The 12,463-nt window shown below is 44.9% G+C and carries 10 protein-coding genes and 1 pseudogene; 7 read left to right on the forward strand and 4 right to left on the reverse strand.

Annotation, left to right across the window (positions count from 1 at the left end):
* Window positions 1–2: 2 nt before the first annotated feature.
* The gene (locus JGK07_RS13615) at window positions 3–953 is read right to left on the reverse strand and encodes a diiron oxygenase (protein WP_293223716.1); all 951 of its coding nucleotides are present in this window, start codon (window positions 951–953) and stop codon (window positions 3–5) included.
* A 519-nt stretch (window positions 954–1,472) separates the two neighbouring features.
* On the opposite strand from JGK07_RS13615, the gene JGK07_RS13620 reads away from it, so the two are divergent.
* On the forward strand, window positions 1,473–1,682 hold the full coding sequence (locus tag JGK07_RS13620; protein ID WP_293223719.1) for a hypothetical protein: 210 nt from the start codon (window positions 1,473–1,475) through the stop codon (window positions 1,680–1,682).
* A gap of 227 nt (window positions 1,683–1,909) precedes the next feature.
* Here JGK07_RS13620 and JGK07_RS13625 read toward each other — a convergent pair whose 3' ends face one another.
* Window positions 1,910–2,200, reverse strand: a complete 291-nt coding sequence (locus JGK07_RS13625; protein WP_293175400.1) for a hypothetical protein — start codon at window positions 2,198–2,200, stop codon at window positions 1,910–1,912.
* 217 nt (window positions 2,201–2,417) lie between these two features.
* Here JGK07_RS13625 and dnaN point away from each other — a divergent pair, with 217 nt between their 5' ends.
* A complete protein-coding gene (gene dnaN, locus JGK07_RS13630; RefSeq protein ID WP_293175402.1) occupies window positions 2,418–3,557 on the forward strand; it encodes a DNA polymerase III subunit beta in 1,140 nt (379 codons plus the stop codon).
* Window positions 3,558–3,734: 177 nt separating this feature from the next.
* On the opposite strand, the gene JGK07_RS13635 is transcribed toward dnaN, so the two are convergent.
* Window positions 3,735–5,195, reverse strand: coding sequence for an ATP-binding protein (locus JGK07_RS13635; protein ID WP_293189490.1), 1,461 nt, complete (start codon window positions 5,193–5,195; stop codon window positions 3,735–3,737).
* Window positions 5,196–5,757: 562 nt separating this feature from the next.
* Between JGK07_RS13635 and JGK07_RS13640 the strand changes: the two genes are divergently transcribed.
* From JGK07_RS13640 to JGK07_RS13660, 5 genes and pseudogenes are all read left to right on the forward strand, one after another.
* Window positions 5,758–6,834, forward strand: coding sequence for a permease (locus JGK07_RS13640; protein ID WP_293189491.1), 1,077 nt, complete (start codon window positions 5,758–5,760; stop codon window positions 6,832–6,834).
* Between the two features lie 136 nt (window positions 6,835–6,970).
* The gene (locus JGK07_RS13645) at window positions 6,971–7,759 is read left to right on the forward strand and encodes a TIGR03943 family protein (protein ID WP_293175408.1); all 789 of its coding nucleotides are present in this window, start codon (window positions 6,971–6,973) and stop codon (window positions 7,757–7,759) included.
* A gap of 265 nt (window positions 7,760–8,024) precedes the next feature.
* On the forward strand, window positions 8,025–9,407 hold the full coding sequence (locus JGK07_RS13650) for an oligosaccharide flippase family protein (protein WP_293189492.1): 1,383 nt from the start codon (window positions 8,025–8,027) through the stop codon (window positions 9,405–9,407).
* Between the two features lie 198 nt (window positions 9,408–9,605).
* A pseudogene (locus tag JGK07_RS13655) lies at window positions 9,606–11,133 on the forward strand (hypothetical protein).
* 134 nt (window positions 11,134–11,267) lie between these two features.
* Window positions 11,268–11,834, forward strand: coding sequence for a hypothetical protein (locus JGK07_RS13660; protein ID WP_293175414.1), 567 nt, complete (start codon window positions 11,268–11,270; stop codon window positions 11,832–11,834).
* 380 nt (window positions 11,835–12,214) lie between these two features.
* Here the strand turns inward: JGK07_RS13660 and JGK07_RS13665 are convergent, their stop codons facing one another.
* On the reverse strand, window positions 12,215–12,463 hold the full coding sequence (locus tag JGK07_RS13665; RefSeq protein ID WP_293241381.1) for a hypothetical protein: 249 nt from the start codon (window positions 12,461–12,463) through the stop codon (window positions 12,215–12,217).

The following is a 12,463-nucleotide window of genomic DNA, read 5'->3' on the forward strand; positions in this document are numbered from 1 at the left end:
CCTTAAATCAATTCGTAATCTGCGAAAACTTGCTCAATTGTACGATCGTCCAACACTCCAGCGGCTGCAAACATTTTTAAGGTTGGATTGGCAGCTTGTCGAACAAATTTAGCAATTTGGCTGGGTACGTAAACCTCTTCTAGAATTCCTTCCGAATCCTTTGCATTAAAGCCTAAGCGCCTCAGAATACTGTATTCGAGTTGGCGATCGGGGCCCAGAAATGCCCATACCAGTTGTGGCAGTAATTGTCCCATTTCCTCTTGCTCATAGGATCCAAGGCTTTGCCAAAGGATGGGGAACAAGCCACGAAAATAAACGCTGTGCAACGCTTCGTCAGCCGCATGATCGCCGATAACCGCACGGACAATAGGAGAGACTTGAGCATCGTGGGGAACATTGTTAAGAACCTTTGTCACCAGAGTTTCTGAGATTGTGACAAAAAACAGTTGAATGAGATGGGGCGACAGCCGAGTTTGATGTTCAGCAATAATTTTCTCGATGATGCGATCGAAGTGTGGACGACCAATAACCGATCGATCGAGTCCGAATGCCTCCTCCACCTGAGTTGAAAATAATTCAACAAAGAGAGCGTGTCCTCCTTCATCGCAATAAATTCGCAGAGCATCATTGCGCTGAAGCGTGCTTAAAAAAATGGGTGCATTTCCTTGAGCCAGACTGCTGCAAACAGGATTGACATGACTCAATTCCAACAAAGTTGTGAATTGTAAATGAGCAAGGAGTCGATAAGCTAGAACCGTTACCCGATGAGTTGAATCTGACGCAATGGCAGGATGATCGGCTAACGGGACGAGATCTGGAGAAAAGGGTGAACCTTCAATGTTACCTTCCCGAAGAGGTTTGTTCCGTATCCAACTTGATTCATTCCATCGGCCCAAAGGGCTTTTGTAGTTTTCCTGAAAGATAGATGCACCTAGCTTGTTCACTGTCATCATGAAAAAGTTCCTTGACATTAAGGGAAACAACGTTACAGGCAATAAATATTTACAATTCCTAATCAACTCCGTTTCATTAGTAACAAACATTTACTACTATATATGATGTGGCGTCATTGGAGCTAACTAATGCTCCAATTAAAGATATTTTGAGTGTACCATTGCTGGAATATTTCGTCTTGTATGATTTCTAACGAAAAAGGATACTAAAAATCTAGCGATACCAATCCTAGTATCAACACAACGCCCAAATATATGGTGCTTTGTATGGGCAAACCCTCTAGTGGTTACTATCCATAGGATGCTTACCCTTAGTCCTAAAAGTTTCGTTGAAAGTTCGAGAACGAGACTCGATCGCTACGTATAGCCTTTCTCAAAAAGATGAGGTATAACTGACAGCTTACATAACCGTTTAAACCAAGAGGGCCCAAGCCCAACAACGTCCGCGAATCTTTCTGATAACCGCTGTATTTACGAGAGTTGTTTCCAGAGTGGAGTTGGCAACTCCCTGGTGGTGGTATGCAGTTTTGGATTAAGCTTCCACCTAATCAGCCCGCAGACGAGATTGTGGATCTCGCAGCAGAACGAGGAGTGGGTTTGTGGTCAGGGGCAGCTTACTTTGAGCCTGATGCAAAAGAGGCAAATTGTTATTTGGTGCTTGGATATGGCGCAGTTACAGAATCTGATATTCATCAAGCATTCAATATACTTAAGGGTTTGAGGCTTTGACGGTAAACAATGATGTCCTCACTAGAATTAGCTGGATGCTTAAGTAGGGAGGCGACTTTTTTGTTAAACGGATTCTATGATATCGAGGTTTGGCGACTGTAATATCAGGCGTTGCTTCAATTTCAAATATATCTCGGCTGAATAAGCTGTTTCGCGTCTAAATTGTATTTTTCGGGCGGGCTTTCTGGCCCACCCCACAGAACTTTTTTTAAACTTGACTATACAATTTAAATGCACTTCAGCTTGTCTTGCTCGAATGTAACGATCGCCAATTGTAGGAAAACGGTACACCGTCGTGTCCTGACTGTGGGTAATCTCAAATCCGGTGGCATCGGATTTGAGATTAGCTGTGGAAAAACCTGTGGACAAATCACCGTAAGTTTGTGGAAAATATCACGGATGCTTTTAACCTGGACATTCTTCGATATCATCGACACCCTAAAGATCCTTAACTCTCTGGCTGAAAAAAGTTTTTGAGGATCGAGGGGCGGGCGATCGACTTTTTCCAGCTTTTCCACAAGTTTTCCACAGGCAAAAAGCAACTACAAGCCTTTTCAGACAAGCATTTAATTTTGTTTTCCACAGTTTACACAGAGCGAACCCCAGAAAAATAATTCAACAAATTAAAAATGAATCTGGTGCTGTGTGCACACCTACACACAGAAAAACCGAGCCACCGACTTTCTGTGATACGATTTGTTTCTATCTCAAATCCGGTTAATTAACCTTCATCTCATGAAATTGGTTTGCACCCAAAGTGACCTCAACGCCAACCTCTCGTTGGTAAGTCGGGCCGTTCCCTCCCGCCCGACACATCCCGTACTAGCCAACGTGCTCTTAGTAGCGGATGAGGAAAATCAGCGGGTTAGCTTAACAGCTTTCGATCTCAGTTTGGGTATTCGCACCAGCTTTGCAGCAGAAGTGACTGGCGGCGGTAGTTTTACCATACCCGCGAAATTGCTCAACGATATAGTTTCCAGACTCCCAAATGGAGAGATTACTTTAGAAGACGAAGCCGGAGATACCGTCGCTTGTCTCACTTGCAGTTCTGGCAGCTATCAAGTCAGAGGCATGGGCCCCGAAGAATTCCCAGAATTGCCGGCAATCGAAGCAGGAACAATCCTGAAATTGCCGCCCGAAGCCTTGATAGAAGGACTCAAAGGAACTTTATTTGCTACTAGCCCCGACGAAGCAAAACAGGTACTGGCAGGCGTGCATTTAAAGGTACTGAAAGATTGCCTAGAATTTGCAGCTACAGACGGCCACAGATTGGCAGTAGTTCAAACTGCCAACGAAAAAGCAGAAGGTGAAGAAACCGAAGAAGAATTTGAGGTGACTGTACCCGCTAAAGCATTGCGGGAAGTAGAAAGAATGCTGGTGATGCGACAGTGGACTGAACCAGTCACCCTACATTTTGAACACGGTCAAGTAGTGTTTGAATGGGCCGAGCAGCGCCTGACAACCCGCACCTTGGAAGGGCAATATCCCGCCTACCGACAGTTGATTCCGCCCTCTTTTGAGCGGCAAATTACTCTTGAGCGGCGATCGCTCTTAGCCGCAGTCGAAAGAATTGCTGTTTTTGCAGATCAAAAAAATAATATCCTCAAATGTAGCATCGACGAGGAAAATCAGGAAATTACTTTGTCAGTAGACGCCAAAGATGTCGGCTGCGGTAAAGAGTCAATGGCGGCACAGATTTCGGGAGAAAGCATAGATATTGCTTTCAACGTGAAATACTTAGTTGACATTTTGAAAACGGCTCAATCTCCCGAAATTCAACTGCAATTAAACGGTGCTCTTGCCCCTGTAATTTTTCAGCCTTTGGGCGGAGTCAATGCCACATTCTTAGTAATGCCTGTTCAGCTTCGACCTTAATTGCTGGAAGAAGATAGGATCCGGCGGTTGGAAACCGCGTCTACACAAACGATGTCCGCCTCCGCGGACTGAAGAATAAAACGTAATTTTAACAACTCGTTCTTCAACCCGCGGAGGCGGGTTTTGGTTGTATAGACGCGGTTTCAACCGCCGGGTATTCTTCATCCTCAACTGCCTTCAAATTAATGGCAACAATATCTCAAATTCCGTACCAGTACCGGGCGTTGAATGCAAGTTCAACTTACCTTTATGCTTCTCCGTAACAATTTGATGAGTAATTGCCAAACCCAAACCAGTACCTTTCCCCGCTGGTTTAGTAGTGAAAAATGTCTCAAAAATCCGCCGCTGAATTTCGGGCGCAATTCCCGGCCCGTTATCGGCAATTCTGATTGCTATCCAAGCATTATTGGGATTTTTTCCCGCTGCTTCTGGGCTGAAGTCTCCATTTTGGCTGGCGGACGATCGCAATTTTGCATTTTGTCGTAGCTTGCGGGGCGGGACGCCATCGCCCAAAACATAATTTTGCATTAATTCTGAACTTACGCAGTCTCCGTCAGCACTGTTTATTACCTCAGTTTGAATAGTAATCGCAGGTACAAAACCTTTGGTTCCTTTTAGCTCTTCCAAGGCGTCCATCGCATTGCTGACAATATTCATAAATACCTGGCTTAACTGACCAGAATAACACTTCACCAAAGGCAAATTTCCATAGCTTTTAACTACTTTAAACCCGTACTTGAGACGGTTTTTCATAATTAGTAGCGTACTGTCAATACACTCGTGGATATTAGATTCTTTCAAGTGGGTTTCGTCCATGTGAGAGAAGGTGTGCAGGCTGGTGACAAGTTCCGTCAGTCTCTCGGATGAAACCTTCATACTTTTGAGAATTTCCGCCCAATCTTCTTGTAAGAAATCAAATTCTATGTCTTCTTTGAGTTCGTCAATTTGTGCGCTAGGGCCGACAATTTGTTCGTAAGCAGTCAGCAATTGCAAGATGTCTTTTGAGTAGTTTGACAAAAAACCGAGATTTCCGCTGATGCAGGTGACGGGGTTTCTAATTTCGTGGGCAACTCCAGCAACCATCTGCCCCAAACTGGCTAGTTTTTCGGTTTGAATTAGTTGAGATTGAGTTTGCTGTCTCAGTAATTTTGTTGCTAGTTCGTGAATATTAGATTGGGCTACTAGCAGTTCGTGTACGTCTACCAAACTATAATTTTGAGGCGACACTTGAACGACAATTGGTTCATAAAGCAGTTCTTTCGATCGCAGCAGCGACTTCCGGGCTGCATCCACGATTAAAGTATTGCTGGGGAAAATTAAAGTCTCAGTTTGGGCAAAGCGGTACAAAGCCCTCACAGGTCGCTTTAAAAATAATTCTCGCCCAAAAGGACGGCTGAGAAATTCTAAAAATCTCCGCCTGGAAATCATCCCCGCAAATTCACCTCGATCGGTTAAAATGACTCCCGGTAACAGCGGATTGGCTTCTAACATCTGGGAAATTTGCATTCCCAAATCCGTAGCTTCTACGTTAAAAGCGTAAAGCGACAATTCCACGAGAGTAGAATCTAAAGAAAGTTCTCCTAAGTCAGCCTGGGAGAGCGGTTGGACTGGTCTTTCTATGCAGGAGGTATTTAACATAAATTCATCAGCACGCTTTTTTGGGGTTATATTTGCCAACAGATATTTAGCCACCAAAGCTCAGTCGATGAGTAGCTGAGTGCTTTGGCCGACATTCTCCTGGGAAACGGAATTTTAAATTACACAAAAAACTTACGGTGGTAAATGAGATTTTACCACTTCCAGTATTAGGCAAGTTCGAGTATGACCGAGATAGATGCGCCCTGGCAATTATGCCTGACTTTATTTTATATTGGCTTGAGGGGTATTAACGCTTTGTTCGAGTATTTAACTCTTAATTAACCTTGAGTTATAGTCTTAACCTATTGTTAACAATAACCTGAGAGGGCTGAAAAATAATTAATTAAATATGGGAACATAGAGATTGTAGGCGAGCATCTGTAGGGAAACGGCACTGCCGTGTCCTTACCAGAATCTGGAAATTCTAATGATTGCTATAAGATTGAGGACGATCGCAAAAAAGTTTTAACTGAATCTTAACTTAGCGCTGTGAAGAAGGTATGATCTACAGGGGCTCAGCCAAATACGTGTAACGAGATAGCAATTTACCAGTAGGCGATCGATGCAACCAGTCCTAACGAATCAGTTAAACAATGCTTTTACCCTGTTTCTCAGCTTGTTAGTAGAAGCAATACCTTTTCTGCTGCTGGGAGTTTTATTCTCAGGTTTGCTGCTGGGTTTTGTAGACGAACGCAAACTCGTATCCCGCATCCCGCGAAACCCGCTGCTGGCGGCTTTGATGGGTAGTTCGATCGGCTTTTTGTTTCCGGTGTGCGAGTGCGGTAACGTCCCCGTAGCCCGCAGGTTGCTAATGCAGGGAGTTCCCGCACCAGCCGCGATCGGCTTTTTACTCGCGGCCCCCACCATCAATCCCGTGGTAATTTGGGCGACTTGGACGGCATTTCGCGATCAGCCCGAAATTGTAGTTTTGCGGGTAGTCTTTTCTCTCTTGATAGCCACAATTATCGGCTGGGTGTTCAGCGTCCAAACAGATTTGCGACCTCTGTTACACCCTTCTGTAGCCCGCGCGATTCCTCTCCCAAAACCAGAGTTGTCCGAAACAGAACTCGCCCCAGCCGACACTCCGCTACTGTTGCAGTCGGGAACTTTTATGCTAGGTCAGGGCGGTGCAGTGCCGATCGAATCTTTGCTACAAGACCAGCGACAGCCCTTAAAAACAGGCAAAACTGACAAAACCTCGAAACGTTCCTCGATGTTCCACCGCGTTTCTAAAGAGCGTCTGCGCCTGCTTTTAGATACTATGGTACAGGAGTTGCGGGAATTGGGAGGAGTGTTGGTTGTCGGAAGTGCGATCGCCGCCATCATTCAAGTTGGCGCACCCCGCGAACTAATTCTCAACCTCGGCCAAGGCCCTGTTTCTTCGATTCTGGCGATGCTGCTATTAGGGGCAGTCGTATCGATTTGTTCTACAGTAGATGCTTTTTTTGCCCTTTCTTTTGCTTCCACATTTACCAGCGGTTCGCTGTTAGCATTTCTCATTTTCGGCCCGATGATTGACCTCAAAGGCATCGGTTTAATGCTATCTATTTTTAAAGGTCGCTCTGTAATTTACTTAATGGTCTTGGCAGCTCAGTTAACATTTTTAATGACCCTCGCTGTCAATTTGTATCTAGGTTAATAAATGAGCCTAGACGGAAAAATAACTAGAGATTCCCAATGACCAATAAACAATGACCAATAACCAATGACTAATGACCAATGACTAATGACCAATGACTAATGACTAATGACCAATGACTAATGACTCTTAAAAAATGAATTTCAAGAAAATTAGCCCCTGGCTGGACGCCCTAGCTATCTTAGCGTGGGGAATATTACTCCTCAAATATTGGATCACCGGGAAATTAAGCATTCTCATTCACCCGAATTACTTTGGGTTGACTGTAGCGGGAGGAATCGGCTTAATGATTATTGGCGGGTTAAAAACTTGGGAACTCTTAAAGGTCGATCGCGCCAAAAAGCAATCCCGGACATCGCCAGCAAATAAATCTCTCAGAAGTACAGAAGTTGAACACATTACTTTATTTCCCCCCAGTATCGGCAGCACCTTAATGTTGAGCGTCGCATTGATCGGTTTAGCAGTAACGCCACGCACATTTACCAGCCAGACAGCACTCGAACGAGGCCTCACCGAATCCCTGCCCATCACCAGACTGCAACCCCAAGAATTTCGCAATACTACAAAACCCGAAAGGCGATCGCTCATCGAATGGGTGCGGCTGTTAAATTTCAATCCCGAACCCGATACATATAGAGGTCAAAAAGTCAAGGTTCAAGGATTTGTGATTCACCCGCCCAAGGTAGCAGAACAATATATGTGGATCGGGCGTTTTATCATTACCTGCTGCGCGGCGGACGCCTATCCGATCGGGTTGCCGGTAAAATTACCGATCGGTCAAAGTCGCACCGCCTTCGCCCCAGACAGTTGGCTAGAAATAGAAGGAGAGACGATCGTAGAAGAACTGCAAGGCAAGCGCAAATTAATTATTCAAGCATCCTCCCTCCGATCGATTCCCGAGCCTAAAAACCCTTATGATTATTAGACAGCCAGCAAGTTGGAGATTAAATTTTACCTTGGCGATCGCGAGATGGGCATCCCGCCAGTGGGCAACTTTAATCTCGCGACTTGAAATCTGTTGTATTTGAGATTGTGGCATGGGCCAGAAGAGCCCGTCCTCCGTAGGACAATTAACATCAAGTAAAGTCAGCTATAAAAGTAGCAGCAACATCCTGTAGCAGTTGCCAACAGGAAATTCAGCAACTAGACTCGTAATTAGAAAATAAGTTCTCCCTATATGTCATCTGAATATGTCATCTGAAAAAAAATTAGCGCTTAAAGGTGCTTTCTGGACGATCGCCAGCTATGGAAGCAGTCAAATTATCCGATTCGGCAGCAACCTAATCCTGACGCGCCTGCTGTTACCAGAACTATTTGGTCTAATGGGTCTAGCCTACGTTTTTATCACAGGTGTCCACCTATTTACAGACATAGGTCTTGGCCCAAGTATCATCCAAAACAAGCGTGGAGAAGAACCAGAATTTCTCAACACCGCTTGGACAATGCAAGTTATTCGCAGTGTTTTTATTTGGTTTTGTTTAATTTTAATCACCTGGCCAGTCGCTACTTTTTATGGAGAACCCCGTCTCCTGTGGTTGATTCCGGTCATAAGTCTAACTACTCTCATAGGAGGATTTAAATCTACTTCCGTATCCATTCTCGAACGCAAAATGACAGTTAAGAACGTAGTAATGTTTGAATTGGCCATACAGGTCATTTCTACTACAGTCATGATTGTTTGGGCATGGTTCGATCGCAGTATCTGGGCTATCCTCGCAGGGGGTTTCGTAGGCTCTGTAGTGGAATTAGTATGGAGCCATTTTTTGATTCGCGGTCATAAAAACCGCTTTGCTTGGGAGCGAGAGGCAGTTAAAGAAATATTTTCGTATGGAAAATGGATATTTTTGTCTACAATTTTATATTTTCTGTGTTCTCAAGCCGATCGCCTAGTTCTCGGAAAAATATTTAGTTTAACAATGTTGGGCATTTACGGCATTGCTTTTACCCTCGGCGATATGCCCCGTCAAGTAATGATCGCCCTCGCAGGTAGGGTAATTTTTCCCTCGATTTCGATGCTAGCAGACTTACCTCGCGAGGAATTGCGCGCCAAAATCCTCAAAAACCGCAACTTGATTCTGATCCCTTTAGCCCTAGGCTTAGCAATTTTTGTGAGCTTTGGAGATCAGATAATTTTAACACTGTACAGGAAAGAGTATATGGCAGCATCTTGGATGATGCCAATCTTGGCTTTAGGTATTTGGCACACGACTATCCACAATTTGATGGGTTCTTGTTTGTTAGCTATCGGAAAATCTCAGTACGCAGCTATGGGCAATCTGGCAACTTTCTTGAGTATCGCTATCGGCATCCCAGTAGGATATCATTTTATGGGTAATTTAGGTGCTGTGATTGCTGTAGCTGTCGGTGACATTCCTACTTATTTAGTAGTTACCTACGGTCTTAGGAAAGAAGGGCTAACTTGTTTTTGGGAGGACATGAAGTTGACAGCAATGTTTTTAGGGACACTAGCAATCATACTTTTGGTGAGAAAGTCTCTGGGTGGCGGACTACCTATCGATAAAATATCACCCGAGGATCTGGTACGAACTCATGACATATTTAAATATAGGTAGATTTTTCATAGGTCTATTTTATTCAGTCCAAGACACACCACAACTTTCAAAAATGAGTTTTTTCTAACCAAAAAGAAGTAGCAGCCATTACTGTTGGTGAAAAAAATAGCTTTCTAAGAGTTGGAAGCGCGTCCTGGCCTGAATGAAATAGAAAAAATGGGCGGTTAATTTTACAGCAGGAAAAGGAGAGAAACATTTGTGAGTATTTTTAACAAAAAAATTAATCCTTCATCCTTCGCTATTGGGCAATTCAAACAGCCGATCGACCAGGTAGCGATTTTCCTCATCCTACTGCTGAGCGTCTTAATGGGACTGCTGCTGCTGAGTGGCGATCGCACAGCGCCCAGAGTGCGAGATTTTACTTGGGAGAACAAACAAATCGGCGCCGCAGATACCGGCTTTATTCTCAACTTCTTTCGGCCGATGAACCACTCCACCGTCGAGGAAAACTTAAAACTAGAACCGCCCCTCCCAGGTAAATTCAGTTGGGCCGGCAGGCGCATGGCCTACACCCTCAAAGATCCAGCACCCTACGGTGTTACCTACACCTTAAAACTCGCCGGCGCCACCGACAAGTATTTTGGAGAAAACAACCAAAACAAAGGAACGCCAATTCAACCGTTTAGCAGTTCCTTCCGCAGCCGCGATCGAGCTTTTGTTTACATCGGCGTTCAAGGCGAAACAGAAAGCAGATTAATGCTAGTCAATCTCAGCAGCAGCAACTCGAAACCGATACCGCTGACTCCCAAAGATTTAGTTGTCACCGATTTTAAACCGTATCCCGAGGGCGATCGCATTTTATTCTCCGCCACAGATCGATCGATCGCCCGCACAGGCGGCACCCTAAATCAAGAACTATTTACAGTCACCACCGGCCTCAATCCACAATCCCCCGGATCCCAAGCCCAACCAGCACAACCAGCAGCTCAAATTCGACCTCTCAGCCGACGGAAAAATCATCATTATCCAGCGCGTCAACCGCCGCAATCCCGGCGATTTCAGTCCTTGGATTTTGGAAGAAAAAGTCGCGCCCAAACCCTTGGAGAACCAACAAGGCGGAGATTTTATGATTCGCCCCGACAGCAAATCGATGGTAATATCTCAAAAACAAGGATTAGCGATCGTCCCCCTCAAACCAGAAGCAGATCCAGTAGAATTTTTGCCGAAATACGAACAAGTATTGGGGATGGCCCGCGACAACTCCGCCGCCGCCTACGTTAAATACAACAGCGACTACACTCGATCGCTCTTTATTTTAGACAACCAAGGCGCAGAACAAGAAATACTGCGGATTCCCGGTAGCATCATCGCCGTTTATTTCGATCCGCGCAAAGACAAAGACAACCAATTCCAGCGTCTCTACTGCTTGCTAGCCGAACGCCTCAAAACCGCAAGCTACAAAGAACAGCCTTTCATCGCCGCCATCGACCTCAAAAAAGAGGGCACTCGTTTGGTAGGAACCATCAAACCGCTGCTGGTTTTGCCAAACCAACTAGATACCCAAATCAGTTTATCTCCCGACGGGCTGGCATTAATTTTCGACCAATCAGTCACAACAACAAAACCCACAGCAGCAGACACTCCCCGCAACGATAGCGGACAGTCGATCGCCACCAGTCGCCTCTGGCTGCTACCCTTATTAGAAATACCCGCAGACAACTCTCCCGCAAAAGTACAGCCAGAAGAACTTCCCTTTGCCGGCTATCACCCCCGCTGGCTGCCGTAAACAGATTTTAGATTTTAGATTTTAGATTTTAGATTCACTTGATACTAAGCCATACTTGAAGTATGTGGTAAACATCAAAAACTTTAAAAAGAACTCCCCAGCCTACAATCTCAAAGCTAAAATCTAAAATTACCATGACTCCCGAAGAAATTAGTAATACCCTTAAAGACTTATTTGGCGAAAATGTTGAGACGCCTGCTGCCACTTCTTGGCAAGTCCAAACCCCTAAATTTCGGCTTTTAGTCCTGCTTTCAGAAGACGGAAGTTGGTTGCGGATTTTGCTACCCATCGCCGATGCCCAAGAAGCTCAACCGTTTTTCGAGAAACTGCTAGAAGCTAACTTTGACACCACCCTCGAAACTCGCTACGCCATACATCAAAACGTTTTGTGGGGAGTGTTTCAGCACAGTTGCGCTACACTCGCCGCCGCCGATTTCTCGGCCGCCATCACCAGACTGCTAGCTTTGCAAGAACAAGGTTTGTCCGACTTTTTCGGCGGTTTAATCGAAAGCCGCATCCGTCAAATCATCAAAGCAGCCAAGATGCAGGGACAATCCATAGAAACCACCCTTCAGACTTTAGATCGTTTTTACGCAGAGGGATTGATGGGCGAAATGGAACTCGGGCGAGAGTCTCGCGAACAGACTCTCGGCGCTTGGCGCTATCAGCTAGAACGCCTCTGGCCCGAGGTGGAACCCTGAGAGGATTTTAGATTTTAGATTTTAGATTTTAGATTGCAGATTGCAGATTGCAGATTGCAGATTGTAAATTGCAAAAAATAAACGGTAGTAAGACGGTAATCGGAGTTGGGAAGTTCCCTAAAGTTGCATTTATTTAGAGTGGTAGGGCAGCAACGCCCGACGGTTAGGACTTTCTTAATTCCTGAAACCCTTGCATTTGATTGCTTCTTGCTTCTGGCTGATTCCGATTTTACCTTTGCCCTTAGGGCGCGGATTGGACGATCGCCATCCGCCCCCTAGATCCCTCGATCCATGCCCATATATTCACCAATTGCCCGCTATCGCTGCTCTCCAATTCCCTACCATCACCCAAAAATGGTATAACGCATAACCAAAGTGCCTTAATGATTTTTTAAGATTTCCGAAAACAGGCGATCGCATGGTATATCATGGTAAAAAGTTAATAACAAAGCTCCGTAAGTTCCACAAAAGCTTCGATCGTTTAACATTGATTCAGAAACCAAATCTTTAGCAGACAATGCCAGGGCGATCGAGTTTTCCCATCCGGTGCTGCTGTAATTTTTTAAATTAATAATTACCCACCACCAATTACCAGTTACCAATAAATAGCAACTAAAGTTATCCATCAT

The organism is Microcoleus sp. PH2017_24_DOB_U_A (genome assembly GCF_020738205.1).
Taxonomy (GTDB): domain Bacteria; phylum Cyanobacteriota; class Cyanobacteriia; order Cyanobacteriales; family Microcoleaceae; genus Microcoleus.